The 20081-nt window shown below is 67.6% G+C and carries 14 protein-coding genes; 8 read left to right on the forward strand and 6 right to left on the reverse strand.

Going from position 1 to position 20081, the window contains the following annotated elements; translation table 11 throughout:
- Positions 1-16: 16 nt before the first annotated feature.
- The 3 genes from nifH to Q368_RS0108895 form a co-directional block, all read right to left on the reverse strand.
- A complete protein-coding gene (gene nifH / locus Q368_RS0108885) occupies positions 17-841 on the reverse strand; it encodes a nitrogenase iron protein (protein WP_029458715.1) in 825 nt (274 codons plus the stop codon).
- A 246-nt stretch (positions 842-1087) separates the two neighbouring features.
- Complete coding sequence (locus tag Q368_RS0108890; protein WP_029458716.1) at positions 1088-2479, reverse strand: HD domain-containing phosphohydrolase; 1392 nt, start codon at positions 2477-2479, stop codon at positions 1088-1090.
- A 20-nt stretch (positions 2480-2499) separates the two neighbouring features.
- Positions 2500-2865 carry a response regulator gene (locus tag Q368_RS0108895; protein ID WP_029458717.1) on the reverse strand — a complete coding sequence of 122 codons (366 nt, stop codon included), beginning with the start codon at positions 2863-2865 and terminating at the stop codon, positions 2500-2502.
- Positions 2866-3098: 233 nt separating this feature from the next.
- Between Q368_RS0108895 and ftsH the strand changes: the two genes are divergently transcribed.
- From ftsH to Q368_RS0108935, 8 genes are all read left to right on the forward strand, one after another.
- Positions 3099-5150 (forward strand): ATP-dependent zinc metalloprotease FtsH, encoded by a 2052-nt coding sequence (gene ftsH / locus Q368_RS0108900; protein ID WP_029458718.1) that lies wholly within the window; start codon positions 3099-3101, stop codon positions 5148-5150.
- Positions 5140-5991: a dihydropteroate synthase gene (folP, locus tag Q368_RS0108905; RefSeq protein WP_029458719.1), complete on the forward strand. Its 852-nt coding sequence runs from the start codon at positions 5140-5142 to the stop codon at positions 5989-5991. The genes ftsH and folP overlap by 11 nt, the downstream gene beginning before the upstream one ends.
- 62 nt (positions 5992-6053) lie before the next feature.
- Positions 6054-6824 (forward strand): diadenylate cyclase CdaA, encoded by a 771-nt coding sequence (gene cdaA / locus Q368_RS0108910; protein ID WP_029458720.1) that lies wholly within the window; start codon positions 6054-6056, stop codon positions 6822-6824.
- Positions 6821-7717 carry a CdaR family protein gene (locus Q368_RS0108915; protein ID WP_029458721.1) on the forward strand — a complete coding sequence of 299 codons (897 nt, stop codon included), beginning with the start codon at positions 6821-6823 and terminating at the stop codon, positions 7715-7717. The genes cdaA and Q368_RS0108915 overlap by 4 nt, the downstream gene beginning before the upstream one ends.
- A 26-nt stretch (positions 7718-7743) precedes the next feature.
- Complete coding sequence (gene glmM / locus Q368_RS0108920) at positions 7744-9096, forward strand: phosphoglucosamine mutase (protein WP_029458722.1); 1353 nt, start codon at positions 7744-7746, stop codon at positions 9094-9096.
- Positions 9097-9293: 197 nt separating this feature from the next.
- Entirely contained in the window at positions 9294-10166 is an 873-nt protein-coding gene (gene galU, locus Q368_RS0108925) for a UTP--glucose-1-phosphate uridylyltransferase GalU (protein WP_029458723.1), read from the forward strand.
- A gap of 84 nt (positions 10167-10250) precedes the next feature.
- Positions 10251-12650, forward strand: coding sequence for a replication restart helicase PriA (gene priA / locus Q368_RS0108930; protein ID WP_029458724.1), 2400 nt, complete (start codon positions 10251-10253; stop codon positions 12648-12650).
- Positions 12651-12716: 66 nt separating this feature from the next.
- On the forward strand, positions 12717-14753 hold the full coding sequence (locus tag Q368_RS0108935; protein ID WP_029458725.1) for a PAS domain S-box protein: 2037 nt from the start codon (positions 12717-12719) through the stop codon (positions 14751-14753).
- A gap of 64 nt (positions 14754-14817) precedes the next feature.
- Here the strand turns inward: Q368_RS0108935 and Q368_RS0108940 are convergent, their stop codons facing one another.
- The 3 genes from Q368_RS0108940 to Q368_RS0108950 all read right to left on the reverse strand — a co-directional run bounded on the left by Q368_RS0108940 (position 14818) and on the right by Q368_RS0108950 (position 20051).
- A complete protein-coding gene (locus tag Q368_RS0108940; protein ID WP_029458726.1) occupies positions 14818-16950 on the reverse strand; it encodes a methyl-accepting chemotaxis protein in 2133 nt (710 codons plus the stop codon).
- 80 nt (positions 16951-17030) lie between these two features.
- Complete coding sequence (locus Q368_RS0108945) at positions 17031-18788, reverse strand: glycoside hydrolase family 3 protein (RefSeq protein ID WP_052360087.1); 1758 nt, start codon at positions 18786-18788, stop codon at positions 17031-17033.
- 18 nt (positions 18789-18806) lie between these two features.
- A complete protein-coding gene (locus Q368_RS0108950) occupies positions 18807-20051 on the reverse strand; it encodes a GGDEF domain-containing protein (RefSeq protein WP_029458728.1) in 1245 nt (414 codons plus the stop codon).
- Between the last annotated feature and the right edge of the window lie 30 nt (positions 20052-20081).

Raw genomic sequence — 20081 nt, forward strand, 5'->3', positions numbered from 1 at the left:
GTTGCGAGGGTCGAGCCTAGTTGGAGATGCCGAAGTCGATGAGCAGCTTTTCCAGGGTGTTGATCTCGATCGGCTTGGGGATGACGAACATGTCGTTGGCGTCGATCTTTTTCGCCAGGGCGCGGTATTCGTCGGCCTGCGGGTGCTCGGGCGAGTAGTCGATGACGGTCTTGCGGTTGATCTCGGCGCGCTGCACCTGGTTTTCACGAGGCATGAAGTGGATCATCTGGGTGCCGAGCTGCCGGCACAGTTCCTCGATCATTTCCTTTTCCTGGTCGACCTTGCGGCTGTTGCAGATGATGCCGCCCAGGCGCACGCCGCCGGTGTCGGCGTACTTCACGATGCCCTTGCAGATGTTGTTGGCCGCGTACATGGCCATCATCTCGCCGGAACAGACGATGTAGATCTCTTCGGCCTTGCCGTCGCGGATGGGCATGGCGAAACCGCCGCAGACGACGTCGCCGAGGACGTCGTAGAAGACGTAGTCGAGGTGCTTTTCTTCCTCGTAGGCGCCGAGCTGTTCGAGCAGGTTGATGGAGGTGATGATGCCGCGGCCGGCGCAGCCGACGCCGGGCTCGGGGCCGCCGGACTCGGTGCACATCGTGCCGCCGTAGCCTTCCTTGAGGATATCGTCGAGATCGACGTCTTCGCCTTCCTCACGCAGGGTGTCGAGGACGGTCTTCTGGGCCAGGCCGTGCAGGAGCAGGCGGGTGGAGTCGGCCTTGGGGTCGCAACCGACGACCATGACCTTCTTGCCCATTTCCGCGAGACCCGCGACGGTGTTCTGCGTGGTGGTGGACTTGCCGATGCCGCCCTTGCCGTAGATAGCGATCTTACGCATTTTGTCATGCCTCCAGCTGCAAAAGTAAGATGACTCTCTCTTAGGCAAGAGTCATGCCACTGGGGGTAAGTCGTGATGCGAAGATGGTATTATGCTGTTTTTTATGAATTTAATGAAAAACGGCAACGGGCGGTCCGGGAACGGACACACGCGAAGCACAAAATTGTCGCTTGATTTGCGACAAAAATGTTTCGGTTCTTCGAAAGGAGGAACGCGCCGCAGGGCGGCAGGGGGGAACGCGCCGTCTCAGTAGCGGATCAGGCCGTCGCGCAGCAACGTGCGTGCCGCGTCCACCGCGGCCGCGTCAAAGGCCGCGTCCTGGCGCGCGAACACGTCGAAGGCGGCCTCCACGCCGAGGGCGGGCCGGTAGGGCCTGTTTGAGGCCATGGCGTCCAGGACGTCGGCCACGCACAGAATGCGCGCCTCGATGCCGATTTCCGGGCCGTCCAGGCCCCGGGGGTAGCCCGTGCCGTCCAGGCGCTCGTGGTGGCACAGGACGATCTCGGCCACGGGCCAGGGGAAGTCGATTTCCTTGAGGATCTCGTAGCCGGCCTGGGCGTGCTGCTGCATGAACTCCCATTCCAGGCCCGTGAGCCGGCCGGGCTTGCACAGATAGCGCACCGGCACCACGATCTTGCCGATGTCGTGCAGTTGGCCGGCCACGCGGATGCAGGCCACGGCATCGTCGGAGAGCCCCATGGTCCGGGCCATGCCCTCGGCCAGCCGGGCCACGTTGTCCTGGTGGCCGGCGGTGTAGGGGTCGCGGAAACGGACGGTCTTGGACAGGGCGGTCACGGTCTGGTGGAACAGCCGGCGCGTGCGCGAAAGGCTGCGGCGCAACTGCTCCTGGGACTGGCGGCGCTCGCTGACGTCGACCATGGAGCCTTCGTGGAGCACGACCTGGCCGTGGGCGTCGCGCACGGCCCGCGCCTGGATCGAGACCCAGATGCGCGAGCCGTCGGCGCGTTGCAGTTGCGCTTCCAGGTTGCGCACGGCGTCTTCGCTTTCCAGGGCGCGGCGCAGGGCGTCGTGGTCGGCGGGATTGCAGAAAAGGTGCGAGGCGGCCTCGCCGTCCCCGGTCATGGCCTCGGCAGAAGGGAAGGCGAGCATGCGGCGCAGGGCGTCGTTGACCGTGACGAAGCGCCCGGCGGGCGTCATCTGAAACAGTCCTTCCACGGCATGCTCGAAAATGGCCCGGTATTTCTCCTCGGCCTCGCTTAATGCCCAGCTCGTGCTCTTTTCCGCCGTGATGTCACGCAGGTAGCCGAAATAATAGATTTCGCCCGTCGGGGTCACGACCTTGCGCGCGGATTCCTCCACCCATTGCACGAACCCGTCGCGACCGATGGCCTGGTATTGCCGCCCCGTGACCATGCCCGTTCGTGCCAGTTCCGCCAGCAGGGTCGCGCGCGCGTCCGTGTCCAGGTAGTGTTGGTCCGGGCAGTCGGCCATGGCCACAAGGTAGTCCCCGGGGGCGTCGTAGCCGAAAAGCAGGGCCATGGCCTTGTTGACTTCGAGAAAGGCGCCGTTCTCGCCGCGCAGGTACACGGCCAGCGGCGCGTCGTGGAACAGCACGGCGGCCACGTCCACGGGAGCGGCGGCGTCGGGGGAAGGGCAGGGGGAGGTGGAGGTCGGCACGCGCAAGCCTTCTTGGCGTTTCAGGACAGAAAACGCCGCACCAGGGCGACGAGGCTGCCCGGGTCGAAGGGCTTGACGATCCAGCCGGTCGCGCCGGCGGCCACGGCGCGCTGGCGCATGTCGCGCTGCGACTCGGTGGTCAGGACGATGACGGGGGTGAACTTGGTGTCCGGCCGGCGGCGCAACTGTCCCAAAAGCTCCAGCCCGCCCATGCCGGGCATGTTGATGTCCGTGATGACCATGTCCACGCCGTCTGCGACCTTGTCCAGGGCATCGGTGCCATCCACGGCTTCGACGATGTCGTAGCCCGCGCCGCCCAGGGTCCGCGACACCAGGGAGCGCACGCTTTGCGCGTCGTCTACGGTTAAAATGCGTTTCGGCGTCATCGCCACTCCTTGCCGGGCCGGGTCGTAGGCCTTATTGTTTCCGACAATATGGAGCAACGCCTTCCTTGGCAAGCCTTGCCCAAGGTTCCAGCCCAAGCTTTTCCGAAGCCCTCCGTCCGGCCGCGGACGGCGGCCTTGTCGCGTGGACAGGCCCGGCGCGGCTGTGTTATGGCCTTAACCCCTACAACACGCGGGCCACTTGATCCCCCGCCCGCCCCCTGGAGGACTCCAGTTTGAACAGTTTCGCGAAAAACCTGATGCTTTGGGCGGCCATATCCCTGGTCATGGTCGTCTTGTTCAATCTGTTCAACCAGCCGCAGACGCAAAGCGCCAAGCTCTCCTACTCCGATTTCATGCAGAAGGTGAACGCCGGGGACGTCGTCTCCGTGAAGATCCAGGGACCGAAGATCTCCGGGGTGACCACCGGTGGCGGCAAGTTCATGACCTACGCCCCGGAAGACCCCACCCTCGTCTCCACCCTCATGCAGAAAAAGGTCGAGGTCATGGCCGAACCGGACGAGGAATCGCCCTGGTACATGACCCTGCTCGTCTCCTGGTTCCCCATGCTGCTGCTCGTCGGCGTGTGGATCTTCTTCATGCGCCAGATGCAGAACGGCGGTGGCCGCGCCATGAACTTCGGCCGCTCCCGCGCGCGCATGATCACCCAGGAGTCCACGCGCGTCACCTTCGAGGACGTGGCCGGCGTGGACGAGGCCAAGGAGGAGCTGACCGAGGTCGTGCAGTTTCTGTCCGACCCGAAGAAATTCACGCGCCTGGGCGGGCGCATCCCCAAGGGCGTGCTGCTCGTGGGCTCGCCCGGCACCGGCAAGACGCTCCTCGCCCGCGCCGTGGCCGGCGAGGCCGGGGTGCCCTTTTTCTCCATCTCCGGCTCGGACTTCGTGGAGATGTTCGTCGGCGTCGGCGCGGCGCGCGTGCGCGACCTGTTCATGCAGGGCAAAAAGAACGCCCCGTGCCTGATCTTCATCGACGAGATCGACGCCGTGGGCCGCCAGCGCGGCGCGGGTCTCGGCGGCGGCCACGACGAGCGCGAGCAGACCCTCAACCAGTTGCTCGTCGAGATGGACGGCTTCGAATCCAACGAGGGTGTCATCCTCATCGCCGCCACCAACCGTCCCGACGTGCTCGACCCGGCGCTGTTGCGCCCCGGCCGCTTCGACCGCCAGGTCGTGGTGCCGACCCCGGACGTGCGCGGCCGCCGGCGCATCCTCGAGGTCCACTCGCGCCGCTCGCCGCTGTCCCCGGACGTCAACCTCGACGTCCTGGCCCGCGGCACGCCCGGCTTTTCCGGCGCGGACCTGGAAAACCTCGTCAACGAGGCCGCCCTGCAAGCCGCCAAGGTCAACAAGAACCAGGTGGATATGGCCGACTTCGAGCACGCCAAGGACAAGGTGCTCATGGGCAAGGAGCGCCGCAGCCTCATCCTCTCCGACGAGGAGAAGCGCACCACCGCCTACCACGAGGCCGGGCACGCCCTGGTCGCCAGGAAGCTCCCCGGCACCGACCCCGTGCACAAGGTCTCCATCATCCCGCGCGGCATGGCGCTCGGCATCACCATGCAGCTGCCCACGGACGACCGGCACAACTACTCCCGCGACTACCTGCAAAACAATCTGGCCGTGCTCATGGGCGGCCGCGTGGCCGAGGAGCTCGTGCTCGACCAGATGACCACGGGCGCGGGCAACGACATCGAACGCGCCACGAACATGGCCCGCAAGATGGTTTGCTCCTGGGGCATGAGCGAGGTGCTCGGGCCATTGTCCTACGGCGAGCGCGACAACGAGATTTTTCTCGGCAAGGATCTCGTGCACCACAAGAACTTCAGCGAGGAGACCTCGCGCCAGATCGACGCCGAGGTGCGCAAGATCGTGGAAGCGGCCTACCGCCGGGCGCGCTCCATCCTGGAAGCCGAACGCGATGGCCTGGAGGCCGTGGCCCGGGCCCTGCTCGAACGGGAAACCATCACCGGCGACGATATCGACCGGCTGCTGCGGGGGGAAACGCTCCCCCCGCCCGAAACCCCGGCCACGACCACGGGCGCGGCGACCGGGGCGGACTCCGCCGCCGCGCCGGGGAGCACGCCAGGGAACGCTTCTGGCGACGCCGGCCCGGCAGGGCAGCCGGCTCCCGGCCAGACGACGGACCAGGCGACGGGCCAGGGCACGGGGACGCCTGAAACCGGCACGGCCCCACGGTCCCATGACGAGTTCACCCTGGAGCCCGACGACGACGCCAAGAACCCCGGGGACGCCGGACATGGCAAATAGCCCGGCCGCCGTCTGGCGGCTCGGGCGGGGCATGCGCCTTGCCTGCGACGCCTCGCGCATCGCCGGCATCGTCAACGTCACCCCCGATTCCTTCTACGACGGCGGCCGCCATGCCGATGCGGCCGCCGCCGTGGCCCACGGCCTGTCCCTGGCCGCGGGCGGCGCGGACATGCTCGACGTCGGCGGCGAATCCACCCGCCCCGGGGCCGCGCCCGTATCCCTCGAGGAAGAGCTGCGCCGCGTCCTGCCCGTGGTTACCGGTCTTGTCGCCGCGCGGCCGGACATTCCCGTGGCCGTGGACACGTACAAGGCCGGCTGCGCCGCTGCGGCGCTCGACGCCGGGGCCGTGGCCGTCAACGACGTCTCGGCCTGCGCCTTCGACCCCGGTCTGCAAGACGTCGTGGCGCAGTACAGGCCCGGCTACGTGCTCATGCACAGCCAGGGCCGCCCGGCCACCATGCAGGACGATCCCCGCTACGGCGACGTGGTGGAGGACATCCTGGCCTTTTTCGAGGAACGGATGGCGCAGCTCGTGCGTGCCGGCCTGCCCGAGGAGCACATCGTCCTCGACCCGGGCATCGGCTTCGGCAAGCGCACGGAGCACAACCTCGACATCCTGCGCCGCCTGAACCGCTTCACGAGCCTCGGCCGGCCGCTCTACCTCGGGATATCCAACAAATCCGTGTTCGGGGCGGTGCTTGCGCTGCCCGTCGAAAAGCGCGACATGGCCACGGCCGTGCTGTCGGCGCTGTGCGCCGGGCGCGGCGCGCGCATCCACCGCGTGCACGACGTCGCCGGCGTGGCCACGGCCCTGCGCCTGGCCGCCGCCGTCGCCGCCTGAGGCCCAGCCGCCCGGCGACGCCCCGGACCTTCTCCCACCCGAACCCCGGATTGCGCGACGCCATGACGCTGCCGTTTCTCGACAATCTCCGTATCACCTGGGTCGAGGTCCTGGACATCGCCCTGGTCACCTTCATCTTTTACCGCGGCCTCATCCTCATTCACGGCACGCGGGCCGTGTCCGTGCTCCACGGCTTCCTGCTCATCTGCATCCTCTACTACCTGTCCGGGGAGTTCGGGCTCAACACCCTGCACTGGCTTTTGACCAACTTTCTCGGCTCGGTCTTCCTGGTGCTCATCATCCTGTTCCAGGCCGATATCCGCAAGGCGCTCTCGAGCGTCGGGGCCTGGGGCTTTTTCCGCCCGAACCGCCGCGAGGCCATGAACGAGGCGGCCCTTGACGAATGCATCCTGGCCGTGTTCCAGATGGCGCGCACGCGCACCGGGGCGCTGATCGTGTTCGAGCGCCGGGTGCCGCTTGGCGACTGGATCGCGCGCGGGGTGGAGCTTTCGGCGCGCATGAGCAAGGAGCTGCTCGGCACCATCTTTTTCCCCGACACGCCGCTGCACGACGGCGCGGTTATCGTCCAGGGCGAGACCATCGCCGCCGCGGGCTGCATCCTGCCGCTCATTGCCGGCGTGCCGCTCGACGCGTCGCTCGGCACGCGCCACCGCGCCGCCCTCGGCATCACCGAGGAGACCGACGCCCTGGCCGTGGTCGTGTCCGAGGAGCGGGGCGTGGTGTCCGTGGCCGACGGCGGCAAGCTCATTTCCCCGGTGGACGAGCGCACGCTCAAAAACATCCTTTGGAACCTCTTTTCCAAACGTCCATGAAACCCAACTGGCAATACCTCCTCCTGGCCTTCGCCATGGCCGTGTTCTGCTGGTACCTGACCGCGGGCCGGGAAAAGGTGGACACCTGGATGCCCATGCGCGTGGAGATGACCGGCGCGCCCGAGGGCCTTTACATCAAGAACGGGCTCGTCAGCACGGTGGACGTGCTCGTGCGCGGTCCCAAGGGCGTGGCGCGCAAGATCGAGGAGCGCCAGCTCGTCTACACCCTGGACCTCGGCAAGATCGTGCCCGGCGAGAACCGCATCCAGTTCGACCCCAAGAACATTCCCCTGCCCAAGGTCTACGAGGTGGTGGAGATCCGCCCCTCGCGCCTGGAACTCGACGTCGTGGCGCGTGCCGTCAAGACCGTGCCTGTCAAGGTCGTGACCCGGGCCGCGACCAAGGACGGCTACAGCATGAGCGGTGTGCGGGCCGTGCCGGAGACAGTGCGCGTTTCCGGGCCGGTCGCGAAGCTCGAAAAGCTGACCGAGATCCACACCCAGCCCGTGAACGTGCCGTCCCCGCCGCCGCCGCACCTCGACGAGCAGGTCTCCCTGGACCTGCCCGAGGAAGTGGACGCCTCGCCGGCCACGGTCCGGGTGACCATGAACCTCGCCGCCAAGGAGTCGGAAGTGACGCTGCGCGCGCCGCTTTCCCTCAAACCCCCCAGGAACAGGACCGTGGAGGTGTCGCCGGACGTGGTGACGCTGCGCATCAAGGGGCCGGCGGCCATTTTGTCGGACAAGGACTTTCCGGGGCTCGTCGAGGCCACCCTGGAGTTGAAGCCGGATATCGAACCGGGTAAATACGTCGCATCATATCGGGTGAAGATGCCGCAAGGCTGCGAACTGATCGAGGCCAAACCCGACAAGGTGGGCCTGACGGTGAAATAGGCCGGGCGACCCGGCTAGGAGTATGCATGGAGAAGAAGCTTTTCGGAACGGACGGGCTGCGCGGCAGGGTCAACGACCACCCCATGACCCCGGAAATCGTCATGCGCCTGGGCCTGGCCGCGGGGCAGGTGCTGCGAAACGGCGGCCGCCGCCACAAGGTGCTCATCGGCAAGGACACCCGCCTTTCCGGATACATCTACGAATACGCGCTCACTTCGGGCTTTTGCGCCGCGGGCATGGACGTCATCCTTGTCGGCCCGTTGCCCACGCCCGCCATTTCCTTCCTCACACGCGACATGCGCGTGGATGTGGGCGTGGTCATTTCCGCCTCCCACAACCCCTTCACGGACAACGGCATCAAATTTTTTGACCACATGGGCTTCAAGCTCCCCGACGCCGTGGAGGATCGGATCGCCGCCCTGGTCGAGGGCTGCGGCCGCGAGTGGGCCCTGCCGGCTCCCGAAGAGGTGGGCCGCGCCTCGAAGATCCAGGACAGCACGGGCCGCTATATCGTGTTTCTCAAAAACTCCGTGCCGCTCGACGTCAGCTTCGAGGGCATGAAAATCGCGCTCGACTGCGCCAACGGCGCGGCATTTCGCGTCGCGCCCCTGGTCTTCGAGGAGCTCGGGGCCAAGGTCTACAAGATGGGCGTCGATCCCGACGGCACCAACATCAACCGGGGCGTGGGCTCGCTTTATCCAGAACTCGTGGCCAAAAAGGTCGTGGAGACCGGGGCCGACATCGGCATTGCCCTCGACGGCGACGCGGACCGGGTCATCGTGTCCGACGAAAAGGGCCGCATCCTCGACGGCGACCAGATCATGGCCATCTGCGCCCTGGACCTCATGGAAAGCGGCCAGTTGCCGGGCAATCTCCTCGTGGCCACGGTCATGAGCAACATGGCGCTCGAGGTCTTCATGACTTCGCGCGGCGGCAGGCTCATGCGCACGCCCGTGGGCGACCGCTACGTGGTCGAGGCCATGCGTGCCAACGGCGCGGTGCTCGGCGGCGAGCAGTCCGGCCATCTGATCTTTCTCAACCACAGCACCACCGGCGACGGCACCCTGGCCGCGCTCCAGCTCATGCGCATCATGGCCCGGCGCGGCAAGCCCTTGTCCGAGTTGGCCACACTGCTGTCGCCCTATCCGCAAAAGCTCGTCAACGTCCCTGTGGCCAGAAAGATTCCCTTCAAGGACGCCCCGGCCATCGAAAAGGCCACGGCCGAGTGCGAGCGGACCCTGGCCGGGCGGGGCAGGGTGCTGTTGCGTTATTCCGGCACCGAATCCCTGGCCCGGGTCATGGTCGAGGCCGAGGACGCGGCCCTGGTGGAACGTCTGTGCCAGAGCCTTGCCGAGACCGTCGCCAACGCCCTGCGCTGACCTGTCACCTGACCGAAACACCTTTTGGTGCTGGACTTGTTTGTGTAAAGGAATTAACGTCGGTTGGTGATGCGGGGGCCTCCCGGAGAGGCTTTCCGGCATCGACGGGAAGGTCAGAAGCGGACGGTCGGACGCACGGGCGCGGTCCGCCGTTTCCGAATCATACGGGGCAGTGCGCGCATCCCAAGGAGAAGAGCATGGAAATCAAGAAGGTGGTCATTCCCGTTGCCGGATGGGGCACGCGGTCCTTGCCGGCCACGAAAAACATCCCCAAGGAAATGCTGCCCGTCTACAACAAACCCGTGGTGCAGTACGTGGTCGAAGAGGCGCAGGCCTCGGGGTTGCAGGACGTCGTCTTCGTCACCAACCGCAACAAGACCATCATCGAGGACCACTTCGACTACAACCTGACCCTGGAAGACCTGCTTGAGCGCACCGGCAAGAAGGACATGCTCAAGATGGTGCGGGAAGTGGCCGAGATGGTCAACATCATCTCCGTGCGCCAGAAGAAGCAGCTCGGCCTCGGCCATGCCGTGCTGTGCGCCCGCGAAGTCTGCAAGAACGATCCTTTCGCCGTCATGGTCGGCGACGATCTCATGTTCAGCATGGAGCCGGGCATCAAGCAATTGCTCACCGTGGCCATGACCGAGCACATGCCCGTCATCGGCGTCATGGAAGTGCCGCCGCACATGGTCTCGCGTTACGGCATCATCGACGGCGAGGAATTCGCGCCGGGCATGTACCGCGTGCGTAACCTCGTGGAAAAGCCCAAGGTCAACGAAGCGCCTTCCCGGCTTGCCATCGTCGGCCGCTACGTGCTGTTCCCGGACATCTTCTACCACCTGGAGAAGGTCACCCCCGGGCACGGCGGCGAGATCCAGCTCACCGACGGCCTCAAGGGCCTGGCCGGCAACAACCGCCTGCTCGCCGTCAAGATCCAGGGCCAGCGCTTCGACGCCGGCGACTGGGTGGATTTTCTCACGGCCAACATCTATTTCGCCCTGCACGACGAGGCCCTGCGCGAAGCGCTGGTGCCGCGCCTGCGCGAACTGCTGCCCTTTGGGGAATAAGCACGCATCCGGGGCGTTCGCCCCTTCGCGCCGCATTGCTATTCGCCCGGGAGGCGCGCCTCCCGGGCGAATTGCGTATCTGCCATGAGCCACGTCCTTGCCGTCGTCCTGACTTCGCCCCCCTATGCCATCCTGTCCTACGTGCTGCCGCCGGGCTTTGAACCGGAGGATTTCCCTCCGGGGCTGTGCCTGCTCGTGCCCATGGGCGGGACCGTGCGCGCCGGCATGGTCTGGGAGGCGGGCGTCCCGCCGCCGGCAGGTGTCGCGTTGCGGCCCGCGCTGTTCCCCCTGGAGCGTGCGCCCGCCTGCGATGCCGATTATCTGGAACTCGTGCGCAATCTCGCCAGCCGGCATCTGGCCACGCCCGGCCGCATCCTCGCCACGCTCCTTCCCCGCGGCATGCGCACTTCCCGCGTGGAATTCGTCGTGCACGAAGCCGGGCTGCCGCGGCGGCTGACGGCCAAGGGCCTTTGGAAGCTGCCCGAGGCGGACAGGGCGGCCCTGGCCGGGGCCTGGCGGCGTGGCGAGGTCCGCTGCCGGCTGGCAGGCGATGCGGCCGATCCGCTGTGCGCGCTCGCCACCGATCCGCCCTGGCCGGTGCGCCCCGGCGCGGCCCGCCAGCTCGCGATCCTCGACGCCCTGTGCGACGTCGGCCCCATGCCCCTTTCGGACCTGAAAAAACGCTGCGGCGACGGCACGCTCCCCATCCTGCGCCGGCTGTGCGCCCTGGGCCTCGTGCGTCTGGACGCCGGGGAAGGGGCGTTGCTGCCCGATGCGACGGAAGTGGGTGAGACGGCGGCTCCGGCGGCCGGACTGGCCGGCCTGCCGCCCCTGACCGGCGAACAGGAGACGGCGCTTGCGGCCCTGGCCCCGGCACTCGCCGCGCCGGACGGCGCGGCGCGGCTCGTTTTCGGCGTCACCGGCAGCGGCAAGACGCGGCTCTACATGGAGCTTGCGGCGCGCACCCTGGCCCGGGGCAAGCGGGTCGTGCTGCTCGCGCCCGAGGTGGCCCTGGCCGCGCGGCTGCACAAGGCCGCCGCGAACGCCTTTCCCGGGCACGCTCCCTTGCTCTACCACGGCTACCAGCCGCCTGCGGCGCGCGAGACCGCCTTCCGCCGCGCCGCCGGGGCCGACGCGCCCATGCTCGTTGCCGGCACGCGCTCGGCCCTGTTCCTGCCGCTGCGCGACATTGGCCTCATCATCCTCGACGAGGAGCACGACGGCGCGTTCAAACAGGAAGACCGGCTGCCGTACCAGGCCAAGGAAGTGGCGTTTTTCCGCGCCAACCGCGCCGGGGCCCTGCTCGTGCTCGGTTCGGCCACCCCGGACGTCAAAACCTTCTACGCCGCCAGGGAAGGCCATGTGCCCATGGTGCGCCTGTCCCGCCGGGTGGGCGCGGGCGGCATGCCGTCGGTCGCGCTCGTGGACATGCGCGCTGTGCCGAAGCTCACGGCCGCGCCCGGGACGCGCGAAACCGGCGACCGCGCGGGCGTGCTCACCGAGGAGGCCGCTGCCGCCCTGGCCGAAACCGTGGCCGGCGGCGACCAAGCCATGATCCTGATCAACCGCCGGGGCTATGCGCCGCTGCTTTTCTGCCTGGACTGCGAAACGCCCGTGCGCTGTCCGCACTGCGAGTTGTCGCTGACCTACCACAAGGACCGGGAACGGCTGGTCTGCCACTACTGCGGCCACAGCCGGCCCCATCCCGCGCCGTGCCCGTCCTGCGGCGGCACGAATTTCCTGCCCATGGGCGTGGGCGCGGAAATGCTCGAGGAGCAGCTGGCCGGGGTGCTGCCCGCGGGCGCGGGCGTCGCCCGCCTGGACCGCGACATCGCCCGGCGGCCCGAGCGGGCCGAGGCCATTCTCGACGATTTCTCCTCGGGCAGGGCGCGGGTGCTGGTGGGCACGCAGATGCTCTCCAAGGGCCACCATTTCCCGGATGTGACCCTGGTCGTGGCCGCCGACGCGGACCTTGGCCGGGCGTTGCCCGATTACCGGGCGTCCGAGCGCACGTTTCAGCTGTTGACCCAGCTTGCGGGCCGGGCCGGCCGGGGCGGGCGGCCGGGAAGGGTGCTCATCCAGACCCGGACGCCGGGCGACCCCTTTTTCGCCCATGTCGTCTCCGGAGATTTCGAGGCGTTTTACGAGCTGGAGCTTTCCCGCAGGCGGCGCTTGTGTTATCCGCCATTTACGAGGCTGGGGTTGGCACGCCTGAGTTTCCCCCGCGAGTACGAGGAAGGTTTCGCCGCGGTCGCCGCCGTGGGGCAGGCCATGCGCCAGGCCGCCGCGCCGCTTGGCGTGCGGGTGCTCGGGCCGGCTCCCGCGCCGCTGGCCCTCGTGGCCGGGCGCAGGCGTTTTCACTGCCTGCTCAAGTCGCCGGACTGGCCTGCGGCGCGCCGGGTGTTCGCCGCCGGGCGGGAGGCGCTCCCGGCCCCGGGGCAGGTGCGGTTCGTGCTGGACCTGGACCCCGTGGACATGCTGTAGCAGATGTGCATCCGCTGGCGCGGCGGCGCGTTTGAAACCCGTGACCCCAACACACATGAGCCCGTCATGATGCAGCGCTCTGAAAAGCAACGCAGCGGGAATCTGATCAGCCTCCATCCCTGGCGCATTACCCTTTGCTATGCCGTCGCCGGGCTGTTGTGGATCATCTTTTCCGATCGCCTGACGGAATCCTTGTTTCGCGACACCCCGGACATGCTGATGCGCGTGTCGTCCCTGAAAGGAACGGCCTTCATTCTGGTCACGGCGGCTTTTCTGCATCTGCTGTTGCACCGCCATGTCGTGGCGTATGGCAAGAAGGCCCAGGAACTCCAGGAGAGCCTGGCCTGTAACAACCTTGTCGTGGAAAATGCGCCGGACGCCATCCTGATCCATGACGGTGAAAGATTCACCTTCGTCAACACCGAGGCGGTCAGGCTTTTCGGCGCGGCTGCGGCGGAGGATATCGTCGGCCGCAAGGTGCTCGATTGCGTGCATCCGGATTACCGGGAATCGGTCGCCGAGCGGATGCGGTTGTCCATCGAGGGCAAGCGATCGGCGCAACTCAAGGAGCAGCGCTACCTGCGCCTGGACGGTTCGGCCATCGACGTCGAGGTGTCCGGCGTTCCCTTCCCTCTTGCCGACCGCCCCGGCGCGCTGGTGTTCGTGCGCGACATCGGCCCGCGCAAGGCCGCCGAGCGCGACCTGCGCGAAAGCGAGGCCAAGTACCGCTTGCTCGCGGACAATGCCCATGACCTGATCTTTACTTTCGACGCCAACTGGCGGCCGACGTTCGTCAGCCCGTCGGTGGAGCGCCTGCGCGGCATGAGCGTGGAGGAGGTCATGGGGCAACGTTTCGAGGAGATGCTGCTGCCGGAATCGGCCGCCAGGGCACGGGAGGCGGCGGCGCGGTTGGCGCACCGTGCGGGACCGGACGAACGCTGCGTCGCCACCCTGGAACTGGAGCTGCGGCGCAAGGACGGCGGCTCCGTCTGGGTGGAGTGCGTGGTGCGTGCGCTCTATGACGCGGCCGGGGTATTCCAGGGCGTTCTCGGCGCCGGCCGGGACATCACGGAGCGGCGGCGCATCGAGGTCGATCTGCGGCGCTCCCGGGAGTTCGTGACCATGATTCTCGAAGCCATTCCGGACCCGGTGTTCGTCAAGGACAGCCGGCATCGCTTTGTTACGGTAAACCAGGCGCTGTGCACCATGCTGGGTAAGCCGGCGCAGGAGATCGTCGGGAAAAGCGATTATGATTTCGTCGCGGCCGTAGAGGCCGACGTGTTCATCTCACGCGACAACCTCGTCCTGGAAAGCGGCAAGGTGGACCTGTTCGAGGAGCGCCTGACGGATCCCCTCGGGGTGGGGCACGTTCTCGTCACGCGCAAGGGACTTTTCGTCGACGCCACAGGCGCGCGCTTCATCGTCGGCGTCATCAGGGACGTCACCGAGGACAAGCGCAACGAACAGCGTCTGCGCGATTCGTTGCTGGAAAAGGAAGTGCTGCTCAAGGAAGTGCACCACCGGGTCAAGAACAACCTGCAGGTCATTTCCAGCCTGCTCTTCCTGCAAAAGGACGTCATCGAGGACCCGGAAATCCAGATGCTTTTCGAAGAAAGCCGCAACCGCATCGCCTCCATGGCGCTCATCCACGAGGAACTCTACCGTTCCGGCGACCTGGCCCGGGTGGACCTCAAGGAATACCTGGAGCGGCTGACCCCGAAGCTGGTGCAGTCCCTGCGCGGCGACAAGGGCATCGGTTTCACACTGGAACTGGCGGAATGCCCCGTGACCGTGGACAAGGCCATTCCCTTCGGGCTGATCGTCAACGAACTGGTGACCAACGCCGTCAAGCATGCCTTTATCGGCCGCGACACAGGCGTCATCCGTGTGCTCGTGACCCGGGAGGACGACATGATCCGGGCGGCGGTGGAGGACGACGGCGTGGGGCTTGGCGAGGATTTTCATCCGGAGCAGGCCAAATCGCTCGGCATGCAGCTTGTGGTGCAGCTTTCCCGGCAGCTTCGCGGCGCGCTGACGTTCGGTTCCGGGCCGTCCGGCACGGCGTTTCGCCTGTCGTTTCCCGTGAGCGAGGCGGCATCGTGAAGATGCGCCCCGGGCGGCGGCGATGCGGCCTGCCTGCCCGGGGCGTCCCTGTCGATTTTGCGCCTTATGCGCGCAGCGCCTTGGGGCGGCCGCTCCCGCCTGCCCGGAAAACGATTTCCGCCCGCGCGGATTTGCCGTCCCCGGCGGGCGTGACGGTGATCGTGACCGGCTCCCGGAAGTGCTCGGCCGCGCCGCGCAGGATGCCCTCGAAGTATTCGGGGTAGCCGCGCCGGGAGTGGTAGGTCATGACGAGCACGTCACCCTTGTCCTCATAGGTGAACTTGGGCGGCTCGATGCCCGGCATGTCCTTGGTCAGCCGGGCGTGGGTGTCGTTCATGGTCAGGTAGAAGTCCTTGAGGTGCGGCGCCTTGAAGTACCGCGGGTAATGCTGGTAAAAGCCTTTGATGGAGTAGCTGCCGAGCGTCTTGAACACGTCCCCCACGGTCGTCGCGGCGTTTGCTGCGGCCAGTTCCGCCATCTGGCGCAGCACCTGGTCGGGGTAGTTCTGGGTGGGCAGGAAGGTCGGGTGCCCCATCTCCTCCTGCATGCGCTCGAACACGTGTTCGCCGTAGCGCTCCCGGATGAATTCCTGCATGAGCTTGGGCAGGATGCCCTTCATATTGCCCGACGAGGCCCGCAGTTTCAGATCCTCTTCGTGGCGTTCGGCGAACGCGCCGGCCAGGCCGAGCAGGGACTGGGCCAGTTCCGCCAGTTCGCGCGTGGCCTGGGCGGTCTGGCTCGCGCCTTCGTCGGCTTCGCGGGCGACGCCCGCAATGACATCGACGTTGCGGTTGATCTCCTCGGCGGCGGCAGACTGCTGCTCGGCGGCTGTGGCGATCTGGGTCACCTGGCCTGTCACCTCGCGGATGCGCGTCATGATGCGCCCGAGGGCCTCGCCGGCCTGGCGTGTGGCCTCGGTGCTGTCCGCCACGCGCGTTTCGGTTTCATGCATGGAGTCCACGGCATGGCGGGAGCCTTCCTGGATCTGGTGGATGGAATGCTCCACTTCCTTGGTGGCGGTCATGGTCTTTTCGGCGAGTTTGCGCACCTCGTCGGCCACGACCGCGAAGCCGCGCCCCGCCTCGCCGGCGCGGGCCGCCTCGATGGCGGCGTTTAAGGCCAGCAGGTTGGTCTGATCGGCGATGTCGTTGATCACGCCGATGATGCGGCCGATCTCCGCGGCCTGGCCGTCCAGGGCCGTAAGCACCTGGCCGAGCTTGCCGGTGGATTCGGCCACGGCCTGGATACCCGTGACGGCCTGGCGCACTTCCACCGTGCCGGCTTCGGCGGCGCTGTTAGCCCCGTCCGCGGCCTCGGACGTCTTGGAGGCGTTTTTCGCCACCTCCATGACCGTGGCCGTCATTTCCTCCATGGCCGTGGCCACGGCGTCGGCCTGCCGCTTCTGCTCCTGCGCGCCCCGCGCCTGTTCGTCGGACGAGGCGGAAAGCTCTTCCGAGGCCGAAGCCACGCGTTGCGCCAGTTCGTTGATCTCTCCGCCAAGCGTGTGCAGGTCGGCCTGGGTCGATTCGAGCTGGGCCTGTTTTTCGCGCAGACTCGTCAGGTCGGTGATGCAGGCCACCGCGCCGAGCAGGTTGCCTTTTTCCCCGTGAAAGCAGCTGACGGAAATGTGGCAGGAGAGGAGGCGGCCGTTCCAGAGGGTCAGGTCGCGCTCGGCCTGCAGGGCTTTGCCTGCGGCGAGGGCCTCTTCCGTGATCGAGACGCCATTCTTGTTGTAGAAGGCCTGGCTTACGGTGCGGCCCACCACGGACTTCTCGTCTTTTTGCAGCATGGCCGTCAGGGCGTGGCTGGCGTGGGTGATGGCGCCTTCCTTGTTGCAGATGAAAAACGGGGTGCCGACGTGCAGGATGGCGGCGCGGTAGTATTCACGCCGGCTCATGTTGAAGGCCAGGACATCGCTTGCCGCTTCGCCCAGGGGGCCGATGGCTTTCCAGGAAAGGACTTCGTCGAGGAGAAACGCGCGCGGGTGGTTCTTGATGTTGCGCAGGCTCGTAAGAAGCGTGTCCGCAGGAGCCATGGCCCGCCCCACCAGCAGCCAGGTCGCGACGCAGCCTGCGATGCCGACGATGACGGCGGCAATGACGTTGGGGAAAAGGGCTGCCGCAATGATGCACAGGCTCAACAGCACGCCCAGAATGCGAAGGGGAAGGTGTGGCGAGGCGTTCGTTCGCTCTTGCATGGGATCGCTCCAGATTGCTTTCGGGCACGTTGAAACAAAGGGCCGTGAAACGTCAATGCTCGTTGTGAGCATCTCCCGGATTACTTTGTGGCGCCGCGGCAATTCGGCCGCGATTGCGGCGTCATTGCGGCCTGCGGCAAGGCGACGGGACAGCGGCCGCCCGGGTGAAACGGGGTGAAAAGCGCCCGGCCGAGGGCTTCCATGCCGGCGGGTGTTTCGCCGTAGATGGCCAGTCGGGCCCCGGCCTGGGGCAACAGCGGCAGGTCGTAGGGCGACTCGGCGGCGACGAGGGACAGCCTGTCTCCGGCGGCCTGGGCGAGGGCTTCGGCCAGGCGGCGCTGGCCGGGATGTTTGCGCGCGTCCGTGACGAGCAGCGCCACATGGCGGGCCGCGCGGGCCAGGGCCGTGACCCTGGCGATGGCGGCATCGTCGGGATCGGCGGGCAAAAAGAGGGTCTGCGGCCCGCTCCAGGCGTTCATGCCCGTTTTGGCCGCGGCATCGATGGCCTCGCGGCCAAGGCTTGGCCGCACCACCAGCGTATTCGCGTCGCGGCTGGCGGGAAGCCCCCGTATCGGTCCGAATGCCGTCACCGCGCGCGTGGCGATCTCGCGGGCAAGAGCCGTGTTGGCGTCGGTGGCCAGGCGTGCACTCAGGTCGGGCGCGGGCGTGGCCAGGCCGGCCGCGCGCAAAAGCCCGTAGCGCGCCTTGAGGCGCAGTACGGAGAGCACCGCCGCGTCGAGGCGCGCGGCGGGCACGCGTCCCGAGCGGACGGCCTCGATCACCCTGTCCATGGCTTCCAGGCGTTCGGCGGCGGGGCGGCCGGCGTCCGCGCCGATGAGCAAGACGTCGGCCCCGGCGGCCAGGGACTTCACTGCGGCCTCGGGCGTGCCGAAGGTGGCGGCCACGGCCCCCATGCCGAGCGAATCGGTGAATATCGTGCCGGTGAACCCGAGCCTGCCGCGCAGCACGCCGGCCAGCACGCGCCGGGAAAGTGTCGCCGGCAGCTCCTCGGGCTCCAGGGCGGGAGCCAGGACATGGGCGGTCATCACCGCCGGCGCGCCGGCCGCGAACGCGGCCCGGAAAGGCGGGAAATCCACCGCGCCGAGCCGGGTCGCGTCGTGGTCCACCCGGGGCAGGCCCACGTGGGAGTCCACGGACGTGTCGCCATGGCCGGGAAAATGCTTGGGCGTGCAGATGGTGCCCGCGCTGCGGTAGCCGGAGGTGGCCGCGGCCGTGAACCGCGCCACGTCGGCCGCCTGGCTGCCGAAGGAGCGGATGCCGATCACGGGGTTGGCCGGGTTGACGTTGACGTCGGCCACCGGCGCGAAATCGACGTTGATGCCGACGGCCGCAAGCTCCCGGCCGGTCGCGGCGGCGGCCAGGCGCGCGAGGTCGGGCCGGCCCGTGGCCGCCTGGGCCATCTGGCTCGGGAACACGGTGAATCCCTGGCGCAGCCGGGCCACGGGGCCGCCTTCCTGGTCCACGCCGACGAGCATGCCAAGGCCCAGGCGCGTCTTGGCCGCGGTAGCCTGGAGGCCGGCAGTGAGTGTCGCCACCTGTTCGGGGGAAACCACGTTGCCCGGCGCGGCGTAGAGGATCACGCCGCCCACGTGGCGGTCGCGGATGAGCATGTCGGTGTCCGCCGAGACGCTGTGGCCGCTGAACCAAAGCATGAACACCTGGCCGACCTTTTCCTCCAGGGTCATGGCGGCAAGCAGGCTCTCCGGGCGCACGGCGGCCGCCCTGGCCGGGATGGCCGCGTTGCAAAAAAGCGCCAGAAACAAAACAAAGGCGGCAGCAAGCGGCCACGAACGGGTCCGGAAGTGTCGGTTGGGCATGGGGGCTCCGCGAGCGGTTCAGGGTGTGGGCGACGCCCGTTTGTCGGCATACATGGCGGCATCGGCTTGTCGCGTCAAATCGTCGATGCTCTGGCCCGGGACGTAGGCGGCCACGCCGATGGACACGGACAGCCCCGGCGAGCCGGACAGGCCCCGGTCCCTGGCCACCTGCGCCACGCAGGCCCGCAGCCGCTTGGCCATGACGGCCGCTTCCTGGGGGCCGGCGTCGGGCATGAGCACCACGAACTCGTCCCCGCCGAGCCGCGCCAGCAAATCGTAGGCCCGCACGCGGCCGGCCATGGCCCGGGCCACGTCGCACAGGACCGCATCCCCGGTTTCGTGGCCGAACAGGTCGTTGACGGCCTTGAAGCGGTCGAGGTCGCAGAAAAGCAGGGCGGCGGGCGAGCCCTTGCGCGCGGCGAGGCTCAAAAGCGCCGGCCCGTTGCGGCGCAGGTAGGCCCGGTTGGGGATGCCGGTCAGCGCGTCGGAATCGCGCTGCCGGGCGAGTTCCTCGTGGATCTTGACGTGGAGCAGATCCCCGGACAAAACTTCGCAGAAATGCTCCAGAAAATCCGTGCCTTTCTGCGGCGTGTAGCGCCCCGGGTCGGGATCGCCCAGGGCGAAGGCGCCGATGCGCCGGTCGGGCCGGTATTTGTCGTAAAGCGGCGCGATGAAGCACGATCCCGCAAGCAGGCCGGGGGCGTCGGCGATGTCGCGCGGGGAAAAGAAAAACCGCGGCTGGGGCAGGGCGGACACCGGACCGACGTAGATGCGGCGGCCGCCGTCGGCCGGGGGCAGCGCCGACAGGGCTTCGGACAGGCACGTCGCCTCGGGGCAGGGATAGCCCGGCGGCACGAACGCCTCGAAATCCTCCCGGCACAGCAGGCAGGACAAGGCCGGCACGACCATGGCCGCCTTGAGCGTGTCCACGACGCCGGGCAGGGCGGCAAGATGCCGCAACTGGCGCGACAGGGTCAAGGCCGAGCGGAAGGTGAGGAAGGCCTGGTCGTTGATGCGGAAAATTTCCTGGAGCTGCCCCAGGCCCGCGCCGAGGCGCTTGTTGCGTTCGCGCAGACGTTCGTTGTCGGCGGCCAAGCTGCTGCAGGCCGCGGCCGCCTCGTCCCGCTGCCGGTCGCTTTGCGCGCCGATGTCCAGCAGGCCCGCGATCAGTTCCCGGAATTCCGCCTGCCTGCCCTCGGGCAGGAAACGTTCCAATTCCCGGGCCTTGTCTGCGAGGCCGGTCGTGTCTGGGGGGCTTTCCATGGGGTATCGGGGCCGCATTGCCGGCCCGTG

This window comes from Solidesulfovibrio alcoholivorans DSM 5433, assembly GCF_000702665.1.
Taxonomy (GTDB): domain Bacteria; phylum Desulfobacterota; class Desulfovibrionia; order Desulfovibrionales; family Desulfovibrionaceae; genus Solidesulfovibrio; species Solidesulfovibrio alcoholivorans.

What these genes read in the sequence shown, in the direction of transcription:
- cdaA (WP_029458720.1), top strand. Translation starts at nt 6,054, where the DNA reads ATGACGCTGCCGTTTCTCGACAATCTCCGTATCACCTGGGTCGAGGTC.
- Q368_RS0108940 (WP_029458726.1), bottom strand. Translation starts at nt 16,950, where the DNA reads ATGCAAGAGCGAACGAACGCCTCGCCACACCTTCCCCTTCGCATTCTG.
- Q368_RS0108895 (WP_029458717.1), bottom strand. Translation starts at nt 2,865, where the DNA reads ATGACGCCGAAACGCATTTTAACCGTAGACGACGCGCAAAGCGTGCGC.
- Q368_RS0108915 (WP_029458721.1), top strand. Translation starts at nt 6,821, where the DNA reads ATGAAACCCAACTGGCAATACCTCCTCCTGGCCTTCGCCATGGCCGTG.
- nifH (WP_029458715.1), bottom strand. Translation starts at nt 841, where the DNA reads ATGCGTAAGATCGCTATCTACGGCAAGGGCGGCATCGGCAAGTCCACC.
- folP (WP_029458719.1), top strand. Translation starts at nt 5,140, where the DNA reads ATGGCAAATAGCCCGGCCGCCGTCTGGCGGCTCGGGCGGGGCATGCGC.
- Q368_RS0108945 (WP_052360087.1), bottom strand. Translation starts at nt 18,788, where the DNA reads ATGCCCAACCGACACTTCCGGACCCGTTCGTGGCCGCTTGCTGCCGCC.
- glmM (WP_029458722.1), top strand. Translation starts at nt 7,744, where the DNA reads ATGGAGAAGAAGCTTTTCGGAACGGACGGGCTGCGCGGCAGGGTCAAC.
- priA (WP_029458724.1), top strand. Translation starts at nt 10,251, where the DNA reads ATGAGCCACGTCCTTGCCGTCGTCCTGACTTCGCCCCCCTATGCCATC.
- Q368_RS0108935 (WP_029458725.1), top strand. Translation starts at nt 12,717, where the DNA reads ATGATGCAGCGCTCTGAAAAGCAACGCAGCGGGAATCTGATCAGCCTC.
- galU (WP_029458723.1), top strand. Translation starts at nt 9,294, where the DNA reads ATGGAAATCAAGAAGGTGGTCATTCCCGTTGCCGGATGGGGCACGCGG.
- Q368_RS0108950 (WP_029458728.1), bottom strand. Translation starts at nt 20,051, where the DNA reads ATGGAAAGCCCCCCAGACACGACCGGCCTCGCAGACAAGGCCCGGGAA.